The organism is Streptomyces sp. NPDC006385 (genome assembly GCF_040612485.1).
In the GTDB taxonomy this organism is placed as follows: Bacteria; Actinomycetota; Actinomycetes; order Streptomycetales; family Streptomycetaceae; genus Streptomyces.
The window spans coordinates 1-18511 of sequence record NZ_JBEXQG010000113.1 but is presented as its reverse complement, the minus strand read 5'-3'; the positions used below and the strand labels follow the sequence as shown (position 1 = coordinate 18511).

The window sequence follows — 18511 nt, the reverse complement described above, 5'->3', positions numbered from 1 at the left end:
GGGCGGCTGAAAACGCCGCCCACCGCTTTTCCCTTTTCCTGGCTCAGCTCAGTGGTGGGCCGGGCTCCGGGTTCGGCACCGGCTCCGGTCCCGGTGGGATCGGGGACGGGGAGGGGTCCGGGGGTGGCGTCGGACCCGGAGGTGGAGTGGGGCTCGGGGGTGGGGTCGGATTCGGCGGTGGCGTCGGGCTCGGCGGTGACGGTGGGGGCGGTCCCGGGGTGGGAGGCGGCTCGGGAGTCGGCCCGGGATCCGGGGGCGGGACCGGGTGGGGCTCCGGGTGCTGCGGCTCCGGGCCCGGCGTCGGACCCGGAGGGACGGGGTCCGGGTACGGGTTCGTCATGGCGTCCTCCAGCCCATCGGTGCACGTCGGCTCTGGACTACTCCCCCGCGTACCCGGGGCCCGCGCCACCAGTCACTCACGCGCGTCAATGCGGGCGTCCAGGTGGGCCTGTCGGAGGTGGAGCGGTACGTGAGCCGACCGCGGGCCCTGCGCTGCGGGTGGGCGGCGCCCCGTCCGCTCTCCCGCCCGGAAGCGGGTCAGCGCGACCCTCGCTGCACAGCCGACGCCGTGCTCCGCCACGCGCCGAGCCACCCGGGTCGCCCGGCAACGCGACCTGCCCGTGCCGCGCACCGGTCCGCCTCCGTCCCTGCCGCGCCCGTCCCAGCCGCGGGAGGGGCAGCATCGGGATCGAGGTCGTCGGCAGGCGCTGAGCCGGGGGGGACGGAAGCCGATGAACCGTGCGCGCGCCGCGCCCAGTCCCACCACGCGCCGAGCCACCTGGATTGCCCGCTCCCCCGACTTCATCCGAGCCGCACGCCGCCTCCGCCACCAGCGCCGGCTCCGGCCCCAGCCCGCGGAAAACGGTGCACGGACCGCACCCTTGCTTCCGGCGCTCGCCAAGCCACCTGGGTCGCCCGGCCGCGGTCTACCCGACCCGCGTCGCCTCCGCACCCGCCGCCAACCCCAGCCGCGGGCTCGACAGCACCGGAACCGCGGTCGTCGTCAGGCGCTGAGCCGGGGTCATGGAAGCCTGGGCCAGGACGATGGTGTCGGCGTCGGTGATCTCGTCGGCGGTGGATGCCACCAGCCGAGCGCAGGCATCCGTGTCGCCCGCCGTGAAGCGCTCCCAGGCGCCCTCGACGAGGTGGGTCCGCACGGCGACGTGGCGCCCGGCGCGGCGCGCCTCCTCCTCGATCAGGGTCACGGTCGGCCCGAGGGTGCTCGTCACCGTGGCGAGGACGACGACACGGGACCCCATGGCCGCGGCCGCGGCTGCCATCGGGCGGTCGACGCGGAGCACCGGCACCCCGGCCTCGGGGGCGGCCGCCTCCGCGACGCCGCCGATGGTCGAGCAGGTGCACAGCACGGCCCGCGCGCCCTCGGCGACGGCCTGCCGCAGGGCTCTGCGGACGTCCTCCGCGACGGCCTCGACGCCCTCGCGACGAGCCCGGCTCAGCAGTTCCTCGTCGACGAAGTGCCGTAGTTCCAGGCCCTGGTGGTCCGCGTCGCGCAGGGCGTCGAAGACGGGGACGTGCAGGGGCGAGGTGTGCAGGAGGGCGAGCATCAGAAGCGACCGGGATGCGCCCGCAGCCAGTCCTTCGCGGCCTCCAGCAGGTCAGGGTCGGCCACCGGGGCCTCGTCGGGGTGACGTTCGGCCCACTTCACGACGTACGGGCACAGCGGCGCCACGACGACTTCTTCGCGCGCCGCGATGCCGTACAGCTCGCGTGCCAGGGATCCGGCGACGCCCTGCCCCTCGTGGGCCGGTTCCACGAGGGTGTGGACCGGGACGAGGGCGCGGGCCGGGGCTTCGAGGACGAAATACTCGATGTGGCCGACCACTTCGTCTCCCTGGAGGGCCTCCAGTCGGCCGGCCGCCCGGTCGTCGCGGATCTCCGTCTCGCTCATGGCACGCTCCTGGTCCGTCGTCCGTCTGGGGCCGAGTGCGGCGTCAGCCCACCGGCACGGACTGCGGGCTGCGCTCCTGGTCGGAGCCCGGCACCGGCTCGGACGGGTCGGCACCCAGGGCCACGATCCGGTTGGCACCGTCCACATGCACGACCCGCGGCTCGTACTGCCGCGCCTCGGCGTCGGTCATCTGAGCGTAGCTGATGATGATCACCAGGTCACCGGGGTGGACGAGATGGGCGGCGGCACCGTTGATCCCGATGACCCCCGAGCCCCGCTCGCCCTCGATGACGTAGGTCTCCAGGCGGGCGCCGTTGGTGATGTCCACGATGTGGACGAGCTCACCGGGCAGCAGGTCGGCGGCGTCGAGGAGGTCCGCGTCGATCGTCACCGATCCCACGTAGTGCAGGTCGGCCTGGGTGACGGTGGCGCGGTGGATCTTGGACTTGAACATGTTACGCAACATCGGTGCACTCCCGCAGGTAGGCTCCCTGCCTGCGTTTTTGCAGGTCAAGGGCTCTTTTCACACCCTATAGCGAGTCGCGTGTCCGGGCAGCCGTCCCCAGGTTCTCGAGGACTCAGGCTGCCCGAACGCTGACTTCTCTGACGGTGCATCAGCCGTTCGGGAAGGGTGCTCGGGGTCATCCTCACTCCCCGGGGTGCAACCTCACGAACGGCCCCGTTCAGCGTACGCAACGGCCTCCGACGACACTCGTGACGATCGCCACAGAGGCGCTCCGTGCTACAGCGCCGCGACGACTTCGCTGGCACAGCTTGCCCGACCCGGATCGGCCCGGCCCGGCCCGCCCGGCCCGGATCAGACGATCCTGGGACGGGCCGCGTTTCGCCTGCCGGTCAGCTCGACGTTCCGGCGAACGCTCCGGGCTCGTACGAGCCCCCCGGATTGTGCACGATCACGTTCATCCGCGTGGCCGCGTTGATCAGGGAGACCAGGCAGACCAGTGCACCGACCTGGTCGTCGTCGTAGTGCTTGCGCACCTCGGCCCAGGTCTCGTCGGACACGCCGTGGTCGCCCAGCTGGGTGCCTTCTTCGGCGAGCGCCAGCGCGGCCCGCTCGGCCTCGGTGAACACGGTGCTGTGCCGCCAGGCGGCGACCAGGTTGAGCCGGAGTGCGGTTTCACCGGCGGCCGCGGCCTCCTTGGTGTGGACGTCGACGCAGAAACCGCAGCCGTTGATCTGGCCGACCCGCAGCTCCACCAGTTCCCGCAGGGTCTTCGGCAGGGTCGACCCTTCGAGGGCAAGCGAGGTGTTGTAGAACCGCTTGGCGATCTTCGCGGCGGTCGGGCTGTCGAACAGGTTGAAACGGGGTTCCATGGTGTCGTCCTCACTCGTGGTGTTGCGTGCCGTTGCACTGGACGAACACAAGATGCCGACGGCCCGATCCTTGTGACGGCACGGTGATGTGGCCTGTGTCACCGGTCGCGGGTGTCACAAAGCGGTGAGGGCCGGCGTCTGGTGTACGGCGCAGTCGAGAGCGAACGGGCGGGAGCCGACGATGAACGACCGAACGATGAGCGACCGGACGATGAGTGACCGGACGATGAGTGACCGGACCAGGGACACCTCCGAGCCGGTCGCTCGTGACGACCGCATGGACAGCGTCACGCAGGCGTTCATCGCCCACCGCAACCTGCTGTTCACCGTCGCCTACGAGATGCTCGGCTCGGCCGCCGACGCGGAGGATGTCCTGCAGGAGACCTGGTTACGGTGGGCGGGCGTCGATGTCGACACCGTGCGGGATCAGCGTGCGTACCTGGTCCGGATCACCACCCGACAGGCGCTGAGCCATCTGCGTACGCTCGGCCGGCGCAAGGAGTCCTACGTCGGCCCTTGGCTGCCCGAGCCGCTGCTGACCGCGCCCGACGTGGCCGAGGACGTCGAGCTGGCCGACAGCGTCTCGATGGCGATGCTGCTGGTGCTGGAGACGCTCGCGCCGACCGAGCGGGCGGTGTTCGTACTGCGCGAGGTGTTCGACCTCGGCTACGACGAGATCGCCGAGGCCGTCGACAAGAGCCCGGCCGCGGTCCGCCAGATCGCCCACCGGGCACGGGCCCACGTCGCCGCGCGCCGACCGCGCGGGGCCGCTTCCGCTGCCGAGACTCGCCGCACCGTCGAGGCGTTCCAGCGGGCGGTCGAAACGGGCGACCTGCAACGCCTGCTCGACATCCTCGCGCCGGACGTCGTCCTGCTGACCGACGGCGGCGGAGTCGTGCGGGCCGCACTGGCGCCCGTCGTGGGGGCCGACCAGGTGGCCCACGTGCTGGGCAGGATCGCCGCCGCGCTGTCGCTGCGGCCGACACAGGTCAACGGCGACCCCGCGCTGATCGTCCGGCTGGACGGCGAGATCGACACCGTCATCGCGATGCGCATCGACGACGGCCTCGTCACCGGGCTCTACGCCGTGCGCAATCCCGAGAAGCTGTCGCGTCTGGAGCGGGAGACCACCTTGCGCCGTTGAGCCCGAGGTCTTCTGGCTCTGCCACCGTCTACGAGCGTGTCCTACGTGTCTAGTTCGGTGCGGCAGCACCGCTTCGGGCAGGCGGCCCCAGACACCGGCCCTCGACCGAAGTGGATTTCAGCGGTCATCTCGTGTGGCGGCCCCAGCAGGGATGCTCAGTGGTTCGTTTCCAGGAGGCTGTTGATCCGCTCGTGCAGCCGAACCGGTAGGTGGATGGCCCACCGGTCGGCGGCCTCGGCGCTCAGGTCCCGGCTCCAGAGCCAACTGTTCCGTGCCGCCGTGCGCACCTCGTGTTCGCGGGCGGCGGAGGTCGTGGCGGTGTAGCGGTCGCGGTCAGTGGCGGGGAGGTCCTGTTCCACGGCCCGGCTTGGGGTCAGCCAATGGGCGGTGCTGTCGCGCAGGAGGCGGCAGAGCTGGAGTTGCTGTGGAGCGATGACGGTGTGCAGCAGCGCATGGGCACGGGCGATTTCGCCACGGGCCAGGACGTGCGCGAGCATGAGGGTCCAGTTGGTGAGTTCGTCGGCGAGCTGTTGGGCTGTGGTTTCCGGCTGCGGTGGACGGAACTGGGCCAGTTGTCGGGCTGCCCGGGTCAGTCGGCCGGTGCGGTCCAGCAGGACGGCAGTCTCGGGGCGGGGCAGGTGCACCATGCCCTGCCAGGTGGGGACTTCGTCGATGCCGGCCCCGGCGGCGGTGATGTGGAACTCGCCGCGCATCAGATCGTCGAAGACGACGGCGAGGATTCCGTACATGTTGGTGTACGCCAGCTCCAGGGGGGCGAGTCGGCCCAGGAACGCGCGGCCGTCGAAGTCGTCGACGTGCTCGTCCTGGACGTAGAGGTATGCCTCGATGTCGGAGTGGGCGTCGGCCTCACCGAGCGTCCAGGACCCGTAGAGCAGGACGCCTTCCAGGCGGGGTTCGGACTGGGCGAGTCGGCGCAGCCGGGCGATGCGGTCGTCCAGCGCAGGGCTGGCAGAGCGAACGGACATGGTGGTCACTGTCTCCTGAGTGAGCGTGCGGGCAGCGGCGTCCCAGAACCAGGTCGAGCCGGCGACATCACGAGTTCAGTCTCAGTAACTGTCGACGTGCTCCCCTGTGCTGCGTGCCGAACTCGTCCCTGAACCGAATCGTGTCCGGGTACGGCTACGAGTATGAATACGAGTACGGGCCGGCGGGCGCCGTAGGACCTGAAAGAGCAGCGATGGGTCCAGCGGGTCGACTATTGAGGCCGGCGTGCGGACGAACCGGCTTGGGCGTCGGCGCGGTCCGACCCGGCCGTGGCACTGGAGAGGCCATCGAGGCACGAGGAACAAGGCCGCGCGCCCAAGCCGCTGAGCCTTGCTCCAACGCCCCGGGCAGCCCCGGGCGGCATGGGACCCTGTATTTTGATCTGCGACCATCCACGACGCCGCCCCTCGAGAGCGGCGTCGAGCGATCAGCGATCCGACGACCACAGTGTGCTCACAGGAGCCGTGATGCTACGCAAGCCCGTTCCCCCGCTTACGGCGGTGAACGCAAGTTCCACGACCGAACAGGTCGCGGCGGCCCTGCGTACGGCCATCCTGCAGGGCAAGCTCGCGCAGGGTGAGCAACTGTCCGAGGCGACTCTGGCACCCACGCTGCGCGTCAGCAAGGGATCGGTTCGCGAGGCTCTGCTCATGCTGGTGGGGGACCGTCTGGTCGATCACCGCCCTCGCCAGGGATTCTTCGTCGCGCGGTTGGACGGCGACGACATCCGGGAGCTGTACGAAGTGCGGCTCGCGATCGAGGCGTCGGCCGGACACCTGATGATCGCGAAGCAGGACGTCTCCATCGTGGACGACCTCAGGGGACACCTCGAGCAGTTCCGCGAAGCCGTGGCGGCCGGGGACTGGCCGGCCATCGGCGACGCCGATCTGCGCTTCCACCAGATGTTCGTCTCCGGCGCCCGGAACACCCGTCTCGACCGAGTGATGAGCCTCCTTCTGTACGAGACCCGGATATGCATGGCCAACTTCGAGGGCAGGTACGAGCGCCCCGCGGACCTCGTGGCCGAACACGAGGGGCTGATCCGGGCCCTGGAGCTGCAGGACGAAAGTCTGCTGACCCGGCTTCAGCGGCAGCACATGGAGGGAGCGGTGAGGCGGCTCACCTCTCTGGCTTCCTCCAGCGACACGGCGGGCGACTGATCGGCCGAGCGCATCTGGCCGTCCACCTGGAGCATGTTCGGATAGCCACATCCAGGACCACTGATACCTGACCAAAACACCCCAAAAGTGCGCCGCCGACTCACGGCACTGGCGCCAACGGCTGTAGCCCGTTCGCCGTTTCCAGCGACACTTTCGGCCATGGCCGGACGACCGGATGGCTGGCCGGCTGGCCGGCTGGCTGAGCCGCGCTCGTTCGTAGCCCAGCGCCGACACCGCCCCGACCTCTCCCCACTCGCGTCCCATGAGTGTCCGCCGACTCATCCGGAAATCGGGAATCGGATTGTAGACTCCCGCAATGAAACTGGACCACATATTCGTCAACGGACAGTGGACAGCATCGGCCGGGAGCGAGTCGATCGATGTCCTGAACCCCTACACCGAGAGCGTGATCGGCCGCGTGCCCGAGGGTGACCCAGTCGACGTCGACCGCGCCGTGGCCGCCGCGCGGTCGGCCTTCGACTCCTGGAGCCGGACGCCGGTGCGGGAACGGCTCGCCCACCTGGAGCGCATCACCGCCGGGGTCCGGCACCGATCCGAGGAACTGGCGCAGATCATCACCGCCGAGCTGGGGTCGCCGATCACCGAGTCCCGCCGGACCCAGGTGGGGCTGTCGGTCACCGGGTTCGAGGGCATCGGCGAGATCGCCGCCGACTACCCGTTCGAGGAGGCCGTCGGCAACAGCCTGGTGATCCGGGAGCCGGCGGGAGTGGCCGCGTGCATCACGCCCTGGAACTACCCCCTGCACCAGATCACCCTTAAAGTGGCCTCCGCCCTCGCCGCCGGGTGCACGGTCGTACTCAAGCCCAGCGAGGTGACGCCCCTCAACGCCTTCGTCCTCGCGGAGATCATCGAGGCTTCGGGCCTGCCCGCAGGGGTCTTCAACCTCGTCTGCGGCCCGGGGCAGACGGTGGGCGAGGCGCTGGTCAGCCACCCCGAGGTCGACCTGATCAGCTTCACCGGCTCCACGCGCGCCGGTGTACGCATCAGCCGGCTGGCGGCCCCGAAAGTCAACAAGGTCTGCCTCGAACTGGGCGGGAAGTCCGCCTCCGTCATCCTGGACGACGCGGATCTCGCGGCAGTGGTCCCCGACGCCCTGGACCGCTGCGTGTCGAACTCAGGGCAGAGCTGCAGCGCCCTGACCAGGCTGCTGGTGCCGCAGGACCGGCTCGACGAGGCCGCCGAACTCGCCGCAGTCGCCGCGCGGCGGTACGTACTGGGCGATCCCGCCGACGAGACCACCGAACTGGGCCCGCTGGCTTCGCTCACGCAGCGGGACATCGTCCGCTCGTACATCGCCTCGGGGATCGACGAGGGTGCCCAGCTGGTGTGCGGAGGCGCCGAGGCACCCGCGGGACTGCCACGCGGGTACTTCGTCGCGCCGACGGTCTTCACCCAGGTCACCCCACAGATGACGATCTTTCGCGAGGAGATCTTCGGTCCGGTCCTGAGCATCACCGGCTATCGGGACGACGACCACGCGGTGGCCCTCGCCAACGCCGGCGACTACGGCCTGTCGGGCGGGGTGTGGAGCGCCGACATCGACCGGGCCCACGCCGTGGCTCGCAGACTGCGGACCGGGCAGGTGAGGATCAACGGCGGCGCTTACAACTTCTTCACACCGTTCGGTGGCTACAAGATGTCCGGGCTCGGCAGGGAGTCGGGCAGGTACGGATTCGAGGAGTTCCTAGAGGTCAAGTCGCTGTTGCGGTGAGAGGCGGGGGGCCTGGGCACCCCGTCCGGGCGGTCGGCGCGAGTTCCTCGCAAGGTAAAAACCTGCAACCCGATTGTTGACGATCGGATTCTCGGGTGGGTCTACTGTTCGCCACCTCCAGCCAACCGCTGTGGATGCTGGCTGGTCCGTCGACGCGGCGTGGCCCTGAGCGGCCGTTGTTCGCGAGCGCCCGTCGACGGGCCCACGACCCCACCCCCTGGGAGCAGTCATGGAATCTCCGCACCAGCCTCACCCCGGTAGCCGACCGTTCAGCCGCCGCGGCCTCCTCAAGGGCGGCGCGTTCATCGGGTCCGCACTGGCCGTCCCCTCACTCCTCACCACCGGATGTTCCGCCGCTGCCGGCGGTAAGAACAGCCTGACCTTCACCAGTGATGGCGGCGCCTACCAGGACGCGATGACCAAGGCTTGGCTGACGCCGTTTCAGAAGGAGAGCGGCATCACCGTCCTCCAGGACTCGCCGAAGGACTACGCCAAGGTCAAGGCCATGGTGCAGTCCAAGAACGTCACCTGGGACGTCATGACGGCGGGCAACGTGTTCGGACTCAGCAACGCCGACATGGCGCTGCTGGAGCCGCTCACCAAGGAAGACATCCCGCAGATCGCCGACATCAACCCCAACTTCGTGCAGTCCCACCGGGTGGGCCACGAGGTCTACGCGAACGTCCTCGCCTACCGGACCGACGCGTTCGGCGGAAAGGTCCCCGAAAGCTGGAAGGACTTCTTCGACGTCAGAAAGTTCCCCGGCAAGCGCGGCCTGCCTCAGGCCAGCGACGAGGGCATCTTCGAGTACGCGCTCCTCGCCGACGGCGTCGACCCCGAGCACCTGTACCCGCTGGATTTCGAGCGCGCCCTCGCCAAGCTCGACTCGATCAAGGACCACATCGTGTGGTGGACCACGGGTGCGCAGTCGGCCCAGCTGATCGCCGACAAGGAGGTCGCCCTCTGTGTGATGTGGAACGGACGCGTCTACGACCTGCAACAGAGCAAAACCCCGGTCGAGATCCAGTGGAACCACCACTTCGCCCAGGCCGACTACCTGACCATCCCCAAGGGTGCCGCGAACGTCGCCGCCTGCAAGAAGCTGATCTCCTACATCCTCGACAAGAAGAACAACGCCCGGCTGACCGACTACCTGCCCTACGGCCCCACCAACACCAAGGCCACGAGCATCAACAAGAAGGTCGCCGACCAACTGCCCACGGCACACGCCGACGTCGCGGCCTACTTCGACAACACCTACCGCTCCGCGCACGCAGCCGAGATCGACAAGAAGTTCCAGGATTGGCTGCAGAAGTGACGCTCACCCAGACAACGAAGATTCGTCCCGGCGCGCGTCCCACGACGCCCCCTGGGTGGGTCGCCCGTGTCGGCTGGGGCTGGATGGCCCTGCCTGGGCTGCTGTTCGTCGCGGTCCTGTTCCTCTACCCGTTCATCGAGACGGCGGTGAAAAGCTTCGTCGACCCGTCGCCCGCCAACTATGAGATCTTCGCCCAGTCGGCCGCCTACCGAAAGTCGCTGCTGACGACGTTCCGCACCGCGTTCCTGGTCTCCCTGAGCTGCCTTGTCCTGGGGTACCCGTACGCCTACGCGATGCACAAACTCAAGCCCCGCGCCCGCGCCGTGCTCAGCTTCCTGGTCCTGCTGCCGTTCGGCACCAGCCTGCTGGTCCGCACCTACGCCTGGACCGTATGGCTGCAGGACAACGGCATCGTCAACCGCACCCTCCAGGCACTCGGGCTCACGGACGGTCCCCTCCCCCTGATCCGCACCACCTTCGCGGTGACGGTGGGCATGACCCACGCCCTGCTGCCCTTCATGGTCTTCCCGGTGTACGCGGCCATGAAGCGGGTGCCGACGGACCTGGTGCCGGCGGCGATCAGCCTCGGGGCGAAGAAGTCCCTCGCCTTCCGGCGGGTGTTCCTGCCGCTGACCATGCCGGGCGTGATGGCCGGGACGCTGCTGGTGTTCGTGCTCTCGCTCGGCTACTACATCACCCCCGCCCTGCTGGGCAGCCCACGCGACGGCATGCTCAGCGAGCTCATCGTCAACCAGGTCAGCACGCAGCTCAACTTCGGTGTCGGCGCCGCCGTCGGCATGGTGCTGATGGTGATGACCCTCATCACGCTCTTCCTCGGGACCCGGCTGGTGAAGTTCAGCGACCTCGTGGACTGGAGGAACTGATGCACGACGCACCGGGCAGGTGGCTGCGTCCCACCGCCTTCCTCATCGGGCTGTTCATGTTCGCCCCCACGCTGGTGGTCGTCCCGATGTCCCTCTCCGCCGGCAACCGCCTGCAGTTCCCTCCGGACGGACTGAGCACCCGCTGGTACACGGCCTTCTTCTCCGACCCGGTCTGGGTCCATGCCGTGATCTCCAGCGTCCAGGTCGGGCTGCTGACCACGGTGGTGTCCACGGTGCTGGGGACCGCCACGGCCATCGGCGTCGTACGCGGCAGGCTGCCGGGCAAGGGGCTGATCAACGCCCTCATGCTCAGCCCGATCATCATGCCGGTCGTGGTGTTCGCCATCAGTCTGTTCTTCGTGTTCAGCCGGTGGCAGCTGATCGGCAGCACCTGGGGACTGGTTCTCGCGCACACGGTGCTGGCACTGCCGCTGGTCATCGTCTCGGTGTCGGCCGGACTGCAGCGGATGGACCCACGCCTGGAACGCGCGGCCCGCAGCCTGGGAGCCCGGCCCTGGACGGTCCTGCGCCGGGTCACGCTGCCGCTGCTGCTGCCCGGCATCACCACCGGAGCCCTGTTCGCGTTCGCCACCTCCTGGGACGAGGTCGTCTCGGCGATCTTCCTGACCAGCCCCCAGAACCGCACGCTGCCCGTGGTCATGTGGGAACAGGTCACCACGCAGTTGGATCCGACGCTCGCCGTGGCCGCCACGCTGGTCATGGTCACCACCGTCGTCCTCCTCGTGGGCGCCGCCCTCGCCCAGGCACGACTCAAGAAGGGAAGGACCACCTGATGACCCCCGAGGCGAGTAACGGCGGCCGGCTCCGGCTGGACTCGGTGACCAAACGCTACGGCGATCAAGTGGTGCTCGACCAGGTCTCACTCGACGTCAAGCCCGGCGAGTTCCTCACCCTGCTGGGACCGTCGGGATCCGGCAAGACGACCACGCTCAACCTGATAGCCGGCTTTCTGCAAGGTGACGGCGGCCGTATCGAACTCGACGGCCGCGACCTGTCGAACGTCCCCGCGCACAGCCGCGACATCGGGGTGGTCTTCCAGCAGTACGCGCTGTTCCCCCACCTGACCGCCGCGCAGAACGTCGGTTTCCCGCTCGACGTGCGCAAGGTGAAAGGAGAGGAGAAGAAGACCCGCGTCCAGGCCGCTCTGGACCTGGTCCGCCTCGGCGACTACGGCGACCGGCTGCCCGGCCAGTTGTCCGGTGGGCAGCAGCAACGCATCGCGTTGGCGAGGGCGTTCGTGTTCCAGCCGCGTCTGCTCCTCATGGACGAGCCCCTGGGCGCCCTGGACAAGAAGCTGCGCGAGGTGCTGCAGATCGAGATCACCAAGATCTGCCGGGAACTCGGCGTCACGGTCATCTACGTCACGCACGACCAGGAGGAAGCCCTGGTCATGAGTGACCGGATCGCCATCTACAACAGCGGCCGCATCGAGCAGATCGGCTCCGCCGAGGACCTCTACGAGAGGCCCGCGTCGCTATTCGTCGCCGACTTCGTCGGCGAGTCGAACGTCATCGCCGGCACCCTGGACGGGCGGGACGCCCTGAAGTGCCCTGCGGGCACCCTGTGGTTGCCCCCCGGTGGCCCGGCCCGCGCGGACCAGTCCGACGCCCCGGCCGCCATCGTCCTCAGGCCCGAACGCGCCCGCATCGCGCACGCCTCACGGCCCCTGCCCGACGGCGTCAACGCCACGACCGGAACCCTCTCCGAACTCGTCTATCTGGGACTGGCGCGCAAGTGCATCGTCACCACCGACCACGGCACCGAACTCGTCGTGCGCAGCGACGTCAAGGAACAGTTCGAGGACGACCTGCGTCCCGGCGACCCGGTCTCGGTGTGGTGGCACCCGCACGACTCAGTCGTGGTCCCGGCCCCCGCCGTCGGCTGACCGCCGCCGACTCCCCGCCCGCAGCGCAGTAACGACCAGAAACGGAACAGGCATCATGACGCCACCGCAGACAACCGGCCCCGCGTTCGGCGGCGAGCCCGGAGCCACCGTCGCCTCCGATCCGGTGCGGACGGTCGTCGCCGACCGCACCGTCCTCAAGGGCCTGCCCTTCCAGGACAAGCCCACCACGGTCACCCCCGGCCAGCAGGAGCGGGCGGCCACCGCGTGGTCGGCAGCCGGAGAACGCGTACGCACCGGCTACTGGGAGTGCGGGACCGGCACCTTCACGGCCGTCCGCGACGGAGCCCACGAGATCTGCTACATCGTCTCCGGACGGGCCTCCCTGCACGACGCGTCCGGCACCGTGACGGAGGTGTTCCCCGGCACCGTCCTGGTGCTGCCGACCGGCTGGAACGGGACCTGGGAGGTCCACGAGCCGGTCGAGAAGATGTTCGTCATCATCCAGTCATGACACGTCGCGTGCCCCCGCCGCGCCTTTCACACCCCATCCCTGCCCGCGGCACCACGCCGCACGATCAAAGGAACGGATCCATGTCTCCCAGGCCCGTCGTCACCTTCGACTGCTACCGCACCCTGGTCGACTTCGACCTGAACCGCGTCACCCTGCCCATCGTCCGGGACCGCCTCGACGAGGTCGGCGTCGACCACGAGGTGTTTCTCGACAACCTGCGCGTCATGCGGTTCCAGGGCGTCGTCCAGCCCTACCGGCGCTACCGCGACATCCTGCGGGACACCCTCGAGAACTGCATGCTCCTGCACGGCATCGAGTACCGCGACGAGGACTACGACCAACTGATCGCCGCCGCCGAGAAGTTCCCGGCCTTCCCAGAGGTTCCCGACGCCCTGCGCAAGCTCAAGGAGGCGTACGACATCGCGATCCTCACCAACAGCGACGACGACCTGATCCCGCACCACCTCGACGCCATCGGCGTCCCCTTCGACCACGTGGTCACCGCGCAGCAGGCGGGCGCGTACAAGCCCCGCCGCCAGGCGTTCGAGAAGCTGTTCTCCGTCCTCCCGCAGAGCAGGGACCAGATCACCCACGTCGCCCAGGGCTGGGACTACGACATCATGCCGACCAAGGACCTCGGCATCGCCAGGCGGGTCTGGGTGAACCGCTACGACCTCAAGGGCAGCGACTTCTACCAGCCCTACGACGAGATCCGCGACCTGTCCGAACTGCCCGCGCTGCTGGGGCTCTGATCACCGCCATGAGCTCGGACACCAGCCCCGGAGCGGACCTGATCAACGGCAACGTCTCGTTCTGGTTCGAGGCCATCGGCGGCCGCCCGGCACCGCGCCCCGCCCTGCCCGGCGACGCGACCGCGGACGTGTGCATCGTCGGCGCGGGCTTCACCGGACTGTGGACCGCCTACTACCTGAAGAAGGCCGACCCCTCCCTCGACATCGTCGTCCTGGAACGCGAGTTCGCCGGCTACGGCGCCTCCGGGCGCAACGGCGGATGGGCCTCCGGTCTGATCGCCGGCTCCCGGGACAGGTTCGCGGACCTGTATGGCGTTGAAGCGGTCAAGGCCCAGCAGCGCCTGATGCACGAGGCCGTCGACGAGATCGTCGTCGTCGGCGAGGCAGAGGGAATCAAGGCCGACGTCGTCAAGGGCGGCACCATCCGCATCGCCTCGACGCGGTCCCAGGTACGGCGCCTGGCCGCCGGCGTCGCCGAGGACCACAGGTGGGGGGTCACCGAATCCCGCGTCCTCGACGACCGTGAGCTGCGCGAGCGCATCCGCATCCCCGAAGCCGTCAAGGCCGCCTACACCCCGCACTGCGCCCGGATGCAGCCCGCCCAGTACGTCCGTGGCCTGGCCGACGTCGTCGAGTCCCTCGGCGTCACCATCCGGGAGGCGACCACCGTCACCCGGGTCGAGAGCGGCAAGGCGCACACGGGCCGGGGTGTCGTCCGTGCTCCGGTGATCCTGCGCGCGACCGAGGGCTACACCGCGTCCCTGGCCGGGGAACGGCGCACCTGGCTGCCGATGAACAGCTCGATGATCGTCACCGAACCCCTGCCGCGGTCCGTCTGGGACGAGATCGGCTGGAGCCGGGGCGAAACCCTCGGTGACAAGTGCTACTCCCACATGTACGGCCAGCGGACGGCCGACGGCCGGATCGCCATCGGCGGACGGGGCATCCCCTACCGCTTCGGCTCGGCCACCGACCGCGACGGTGCCACCCAGGAGGCGACCATCCGGTCTCTCACCGAGATCCTGCACCGCAGGTTCCCCGCGGCTCGCGGCTACCGGGTGGAACACGCCTGGTGCGGGGTCCTCGGCGTCCCCCGGGACTGGTGTTCCAGCGCCGTCTTCGACCCTGCCACCGGACTCGGGCATGCCGGTGGGTACGTCGGCCAGGGTCTCACCACCACCAATCTGGCCGGCCGCACGCTGCGCGACCTGGTACTCGGCCACGACACCGAGCTCACCCGGCTTCCCTGGGTGGGGCACACCTCGCGCAAGTGGGAGGTCGAGCCGTTGCGGTGGCTGGGCGTGAGGTCGATGTACCTGGCCTACAGTCGGGCGGACCGCAGGGAACTCGCCGGCCGTCAACGCGAGTCACGGCTCGCGAGGCTGGCCGACGTCATCAGCCGCCGCCCGTGACCGGTTGAGGACACCGCGGGACGGGGTCGTCACGTTCGCCGTCCGTCGGCGACCCCGATCCGCGGTTGTCAACAATCCATCTGCAGACAAGAATGGGCCTCATGACCGCGCTCAGCCCGTTTTCTCGCTGCAGCTGCGGCAGCCCGCACGAGTCCCGCCTCCGCCCACACGGCCGGCGGACGAGAAGGATGTGACTGATGGCAGGCATTGACGGACTCTTCGCTCTGGAGGACCGCCCGACATCGGAGCTGATTGCCGACCAGATTCGGGAGGGCATCCTCCAAGGCGCCTTCCGGCCGGGCGAGCAGGTGGTCGAGGCCCAGCTCGCCGCTCGGATGCAGGTGTCCCGTGGCCCGGTGCGCGAAGCGCTGCAGCGGCTCATCCAGGAGGGTCTGCTCGTCAGTTACCGCAACCGGGGTGTCTTCGTACTGGAACTGACCGCCAGCGACATCGCCGAAATCTACGCCGCCCGTAAGGCCGTCGAAACGGCCGCCGCCGACGCGGTGCTGAAATCCGGGAAAGCGGCCGTCAACGCCACTGCCACCGCCCTCAGAAAGGTCCTCGGCGACATGGCCGGCGCGGTGGGCACCGGCGACTGGTCCCGGCTGGCCGAACTCGACCTGACCTTCCACAGCACCCTCGTCGGGGCCTCGGGCAACTCGCGGCTTTCACGCATCTATACGACCCTCGCGGCGGAATCACGTATCTGCCTGGCCGGCCTCGAAGACTCGTACGCACGCATCGAGGCTCTTGTGAAGGAGCACGAACGCATCGTCGATTTCCTGGCGGAAGAACGCGGGCAGGCTCTCCGCGAGGAGATCGAACGGCACATGGACAAGGCGGTGGCGGACCTGACCATCGGGGTCCCCCACCCGGATCCGCGCGATGACGGAGCGGCCTCCCGCTGATCATCATCATGCGTCCACGGACGTGCCAGTGGCGTCAGGCGGCGCGAAAGGCAAGGACGGTGTTGTGACCGCCGAAGCCGAGGGAGTGGCTGAGGGCCAGGTGGATGCCGTGGTGTCGTGGTTTGTCCGTGACCAGGTCGATGCCGTCCGTGCCGTCGTCGAAGGCTGTGAAGTTGGCGGTGGGCGGGACCGCGCCGCGTGCGACTGAGAGCACGGTGAGCGCCGCCTCTATGGCCCCGGCCGCGCCCATGGTGTGGCCGAGGACACCCTTCGCCGAGGTCACCGACGGGGGCTGACGGCCGTACAGGCGGCGGATCACCGTGGCTTCCACACGGTCGTTGAGCGGCGTGCTGGTGCCGTGCGCGTTGATGTGGTCCACCTCGTCCGGCGCGGCCCCGGCTTGCGCCAGCGCTGCCCGGACGGCTCGTTCGAGGCCGGTGCCGTCGGGGTCGGGGGCGACCGGATGGTGGGCGTCGGTGGTGGTTCCGTGCCCGGCGAGCAGGGCCGGCGGACGGGCGTGCCTTGCTCGGGCGTCCTCCTCGCGTTCCAGCACCAGCACCGCGGAGCCTTCGGCGAGAACGAAGCCGTCCCGCTCCCGGTCGAACGGCCGCGAGGCGCGGACGGGATCGTGCGTACGCCGGGACAGGGCGCCCATCTTGGCGAAGGCCGCCGAGCACAGCGGTGTCACCATGGCGTCGCTCCCGCCCGCCAGGGCGAGGTCGCAGTGTCCGGCTGCGAGCAGCAGACCGGCGGTGATGACGGCGCTCGCACCCGATGCGCAGGCGGTGGACGTGTGCAGGGCGGGGCCTTTGACGCCGAGTTCCAGTGCGGCGTGTCCGGCGGCCATGTTGGGCAGGTAGGCGGGCAGGGTGTGGGGGGAGATTCGGTCCGGTCCGGTGGCGAGCAGTCGGCGGTGCTGGTCCTCCAGGGTGCCGATCCCCCCTGCGGCCGAGCCGATCACCAGGGCCGTGCGCTCGGGCTGCCAGGCGCCGCTGTCGCAGTCGGCACTGTCGAGGCCGGCACTGTTGAGGCCGGCGCTGTCGAGGGCTTCGCGGGCGGCTGCCAGCAGCAGTTGGGTGGCGCGGTCGAACCGCCAGGGTTGGCGCAGCCGGGCGTGGGTGTGCGGGTCGAAATCCGGCACGCGGCAGGCGATCGGGACCGGGAGTCCGGCCAGTTCGGGGTCGTCGGCGGCGGTGGAGCGCCCTGCGCACAGTCCCTGCCAGGTGGGCGCCGTGCCGGTGCCGGCCGGGGTGACCAGGCCGACTCCGGTGACGGCGACGGTCGGTGGGGGCGGTGCGGCCACTACGCCGTTCCTCCCTCGCCGGCGGAGTCGGCACGCAGCCGGTGGACCGTGTCCCTCACCTGTCGCACGGTCAGCCCGATGTCGGCCTCGGAGTCGTCGAGGGGAACCTGCCACTGCTCCTGCAGGGTCACATACAGCTCCACGGCGGCCAGCGAGTCGAGGCCGAGGTCTTCCAGCGTCGCCTCGGGCCGGATGTGCTCGGGCGCCACCTCGAACTTGCCTTGGAGCACGGTCACGAGGTGCTGGTCGACGGGATCGGCCGAGTGGACGAGTGTTTCGGAAGCCATGAGGCGTTGCTCCTTCGGGAGTTGTCGGTTTCGGTTGCGGGTTCGGGTTCGGGTTCGGGTTCGGGTTCGGGTAGGACGATGCGGGGTTCGGGGGTGGGCCACGTCAAGGCTGTCGATCCCCAGGTCAGTCCGCCGCCGAAGGCGGTGAGCAGCGTGCGCGTCCCTGGTTCGGTGCCGTTGCGGGCCGATGCGTCCGCCAGTACCAGCGGGATGGACGCGGCGGCCGTGTTCCCCAGCTCGCTGAGGTTGCCGAGGCGCCGCTCCGGCGGGATGCCGAGGCGGTCTGCGACGGCGTCCAGGATCCGTTGGTTCGCCTGGTGGGCGACGAACGCGCGGACGCTGCCGGCGGGCCAGCCGAGGTGGTCCAGGACGGCTCGGCTGGAGGCGGTCATCCGGCGTACGGCATGGGCGTAGACCTCGCGGCCACGCATCCGGAAACGATGGTCGCAGCGCGCGTCGTGATCGGCCGGCCAAGGGGCGCGGGAGCCGCCGCCCGGCACGGTGATCAGGTCGCGTCCCGCGCCGTCCGCTCCGAGGTCGGCGGCGAGCACGGCGCCGGGCTCGTCCGGGCCGCCGCGGCGCAGCAGTACGGCACCTGCCCCGTCACCGAAGATGGGGGCGGTCTCCCGGTCCGCGGGGTCGAGGATGCTGGAGAAGGCATCGGCGCCGATCACCAGGGGCGTCGAGCAGACCCCGCCGCGCACGAGTGCGGTGGCGACGGTGAGTCCGTAGACGAAACCCGAGCAGACCGCGGCGAGGTCGAACGCGGGAACGCCGTTCAGTCCGAGCCGGTGAGCGACCTCCGGTGCGCTCGCCGGGCAGGGATGGTCGGGGGTGGTGGTGGCCAGCAGGACGAGATCCGGGCGTGGCGTGCTGCCGGGCGCCGCGGCCGCGGAGCCTCAGCCGAAGCGGCCCGAGATGTAGTCCTCCGTGGCCTGGACCGACGGGTTGGAGAAGATGCGCTCCGTGTCGTCGATCTCGATC

Annotated in this window: 18 protein-coding genes and 2 pseudogenes; 11 read left to right on the top strand and 9 right to left on the bottom strand. The window is 69.7% G+C overall.

Translation table 11 applies throughout. The features are described from left to right. Positions 1–926: 926 nt before the first annotated feature. The 4 genes from ABZ078_RS42005 to ABZ078_RS41990 all read right to left on the bottom strand — a co-directional run bounded on the left by ABZ078_RS42005 (position 927) and on the right by ABZ078_RS41990 (position 3244). Complete coding sequence (locus ABZ078_RS42005) at positions 927–1565, bottom strand: aspartate/glutamate racemase family protein (RefSeq protein WP_356583806.1); 639 nt, start codon at positions 1563–1565, stop codon at positions 927–929. After that, positions 1565–1909 (bottom strand): N-acetyltransferase, encoded by a 345-nt coding sequence (locus tag ABZ078_RS42000; RefSeq protein WP_356583805.1) that lies wholly within the window; start codon positions 1907–1909, stop codon positions 1565–1567. Before ABZ078_RS42000 ends, ABZ078_RS42005 begins: the two co-directional genes overlap by 1 nt. A 43-nt stretch (positions 1910–1952) precedes the next feature. Continuing rightward, the gene (gene panD, locus ABZ078_RS41995; protein WP_356583804.1) at positions 1953–2375 is read right to left on the bottom strand and encodes an aspartate 1-decarboxylase; all 423 of its coding nucleotides are present in this window, start codon (positions 2373–2375) and stop codon (positions 1953–1955) included. Between the two features lie 389 nt (positions 2376–2764). Next, positions 2765–3244 (bottom strand): carboxymuconolactone decarboxylase family protein, encoded by a 480-nt coding sequence (locus ABZ078_RS41990; RefSeq protein ID WP_356583803.1) that lies wholly within the window; start codon positions 3242–3244, stop codon positions 2765–2767. 277 nt (positions 3245–3521) lie between these two features. Here ABZ078_RS41990 and ABZ078_RS41985 point away from each other — a divergent pair, with 277 nt between their 5' ends. Beyond that, positions 3522–4388, top strand: a complete 867-nt coding sequence (locus tag ABZ078_RS41985; protein WP_356583807.1) for an RNA polymerase sigma-70 factor — start codon at positions 3522–3524, stop codon at positions 4386–4388. Between the two features lie 155 nt (positions 4389–4543). On the opposite strand, the gene ABZ078_RS41980 is transcribed toward ABZ078_RS41985, so the two are convergent. Further along, entirely contained in the window at positions 4544–5374 is an 831-nt protein-coding gene (locus ABZ078_RS41980) for a nucleotidyltransferase domain-containing protein (protein ID WP_356583802.1), read from the bottom strand. Between the two features lie 519 nt (positions 5375–5893). On the opposite strand from ABZ078_RS41980, the gene ABZ078_RS41975 reads away from it, so the two are divergent. From ABZ078_RS41975 to ABZ078_RS41930, 10 genes are all read left to right on the top strand, one after another. Next, entirely contained in the window at positions 5894–6553 is a 660-nt protein-coding gene (locus ABZ078_RS41975) for a GntR family transcriptional regulator (RefSeq protein ID WP_356583801.1), read from the top strand. Between the two features lie 316 nt (positions 6554–6869). Then, positions 6870–8285 carry an aldehyde dehydrogenase family protein gene (locus ABZ078_RS41970; RefSeq protein WP_356583800.1) on the top strand — a complete coding sequence of 472 codons (1416 nt, stop codon included), beginning with the start codon at positions 6870–6872 and terminating at the stop codon, positions 8283–8285. 229 nt (positions 8286–8514) lie between these two features. Then, entirely contained in the window at positions 8515–9603 is a 1089-nt protein-coding gene (locus ABZ078_RS41965; RefSeq protein ID WP_356583799.1) for an ABC transporter substrate-binding protein, read from the top strand. A gap of 83 nt (positions 9604–9686) precedes the next feature. After that, entirely contained in the window at positions 9687–10487 is an 801-nt protein-coding gene (locus ABZ078_RS41960) for an ABC transporter permease (RefSeq protein ID WP_356583798.1), read from the top strand. Further along, the gene (locus ABZ078_RS41955) at positions 10487–11281 is read left to right on the top strand and encodes an ABC transporter permease (protein ID WP_356583797.1); all 795 of its coding nucleotides are present in this window, start codon (positions 10487–10489) and stop codon (positions 11279–11281) included. Before ABZ078_RS41960 ends, ABZ078_RS41955 begins: the two co-directional genes overlap by 1 nt. Next, positions 11281–12393, top strand: a complete 1113-nt coding sequence (locus tag ABZ078_RS41950) for an ABC transporter ATP-binding protein (RefSeq protein WP_356583796.1) — start codon at positions 11281–11283, stop codon at positions 12391–12393. The genes ABZ078_RS41955 and ABZ078_RS41950 overlap by 1 nt, the downstream gene beginning before the upstream one ends. Positions 12394–12448: 55 nt before the next feature. Further along, the gene (locus ABZ078_RS41945; protein ID WP_356583795.1) at positions 12449–12865 is read left to right on the top strand and encodes a cupin domain-containing protein; all 417 of its coding nucleotides are present in this window, start codon (positions 12449–12451) and stop codon (positions 12863–12865) included. 80 nt (positions 12866–12945) lie between these two features. Next, positions 12946–13617 (top strand): HAD-IA family hydrolase, encoded by a 672-nt coding sequence (locus ABZ078_RS41940; RefSeq protein ID WP_356583794.1) that lies wholly within the window; start codon positions 12946–12948, stop codon positions 13615–13617. 8 nt (positions 13618–13625) lie between these two features. Beyond that, the gene (locus ABZ078_RS41935) at positions 13626–15029 is read left to right on the top strand and encodes an FAD-dependent oxidoreductase (RefSeq protein WP_356583793.1); all 1404 of its coding nucleotides are present in this window, start codon (positions 13626–13628) and stop codon (positions 15027–15029) included. A 197-nt stretch (positions 15030–15226) separates the two neighbouring features. Continuing rightward, the gene (locus tag ABZ078_RS41930) at positions 15227–15937 is read left to right on the top strand and encodes a GntR family transcriptional regulator (RefSeq protein WP_356583792.1); all 711 of its coding nucleotides are present in this window, start codon (positions 15227–15229) and stop codon (positions 15935–15937) included. Between the two features lie 34 nt (positions 15938–15971). On the opposite strand, the gene ABZ078_RS41925 is transcribed toward ABZ078_RS41930, so the two are convergent. From ABZ078_RS41925 to pstB, 4 genes and pseudogenes are all read right to left on the bottom strand, one after another. After that, positions 15972–17240: a beta-ketoacyl-[acyl-carrier-protein] synthase family protein gene (locus tag ABZ078_RS41925; protein ID WP_356583791.1), complete on the bottom strand. Its 1269-nt coding sequence runs from the start codon at positions 17238–17240 to the stop codon at positions 15972–15974. Continuing rightward, entirely contained in the window at positions 17240–17527 is a 288-nt protein-coding gene (locus ABZ078_RS41920; protein ID WP_356583790.1) for an acyl carrier protein, read from the bottom strand. Before ABZ078_RS41920 ends, ABZ078_RS41925 begins: the two co-directional genes overlap by 1 nt. Further along, a pseudogene (locus ABZ078_RS41915) lies at positions 17473–18393 on the bottom strand (beta-ketoacyl-ACP synthase 3); the annotation flags it as partial. The pseudogene ABZ078_RS41915 and the gene ABZ078_RS41920, both read right to left, overlap by 55 nt. 33 nt (positions 18394–18426) lie before the next feature. Beyond that, positions 18427–18511 (bottom strand): annotated as a pseudogene (gene pstB / locus ABZ078_RS41910) (phosphate ABC transporter ATP-binding protein); the annotation flags it as partial.

Coding starts and splice junctions, on each gene's coding strand:
- ABZ078_RS42005 (WP_356583806.1), bottom strand. CDS start 1,565: ATGCTCGCCCTCCTGCACACCTCGCCCCTGCACGTCCCCGTCTTCGAC.
- ABZ078_RS41940 (WP_356583794.1), top strand. CDS start 12,946: ATGTCTCCCAGGCCCGTCGTCACCTTCGACTGCTACCGCACCCTGGTC.
- ABZ078_RS41985 (WP_356583807.1), top strand. CDS start 3,522: ATGGACAGCGTCACGCAGGCGTTCATCGCCCACCGCAACCTGCTGTTC.
- ABZ078_RS41980 (WP_356583802.1), bottom strand. CDS start 5,374: ATGTCCGTTCGCTCTGCCAGCCCTGCGCTGGACGACCGCATCGCCCGG.
- ABZ078_RS41950 (WP_356583796.1), top strand. CDS start 11,281: ATGACCCCCGAGGCGAGTAACGGCGGCCGGCTCCGGCTGGACTCGGTG.
- ABZ078_RS41965 (WP_356583799.1), top strand. CDS start 8,515: ATGGAATCTCCGCACCAGCCTCACCCCGGTAGCCGACCGTTCAGCCGC.
- ABZ078_RS42000 (WP_356583805.1), bottom strand. CDS start 1,909: ATGAGCGAGACGGAGATCCGCGACGACCGGGCGGCCGGCCGACTGGAG.
- ABZ078_RS41930 (WP_356583792.1), top strand. CDS start 15,227: ATGGCAGGCATTGACGGACTCTTCGCTCTGGAGGACCGCCCGACATCG.
- ABZ078_RS41920 (WP_356583790.1), bottom strand. CDS start 17,527: ATGGCTTCCGAAACACTCGTCCACTCGGCCGATCCCGTCGACCAGCAC.
- panD (WP_356583804.1), bottom strand. CDS start 2,375: ATGTTGCGTAACATGTTCAAGTCCAAGATCCACCGCGCCACCGTCACC.
- ABZ078_RS41935 (WP_356583793.1), top strand. CDS start 13,626: ATGAGCTCGGACACCAGCCCCGGAGCGGACCTGATCAACGGCAACGTC.
- ABZ078_RS41970 (WP_356583800.1), top strand. CDS start 6,870: ATGAAACTGGACCACATATTCGTCAACGGACAGTGGACAGCATCGGCC.
- ABZ078_RS41945 (WP_356583795.1), top strand. CDS start 12,449: ATGACGCCACCGCAGACAACCGGCCCCGCGTTCGGCGGCGAGCCCGGA.
- ABZ078_RS41960 (WP_356583798.1), top strand. CDS start 9,687: ATGGCCCTGCCTGGGCTGCTGTTCGTCGCGGTCCTGTTCCTCTACCCG.
- ABZ078_RS41955 (WP_356583797.1), top strand. CDS start 10,487: ATGCACGACGCACCGGGCAGGTGGCTGCGTCCCACCGCCTTCCTCATC.
- ABZ078_RS41990 (WP_356583803.1), bottom strand. CDS start 3,244: ATGGAACCCCGTTTCAACCTGTTCGACAGCCCGACCGCCGCGAAGATC.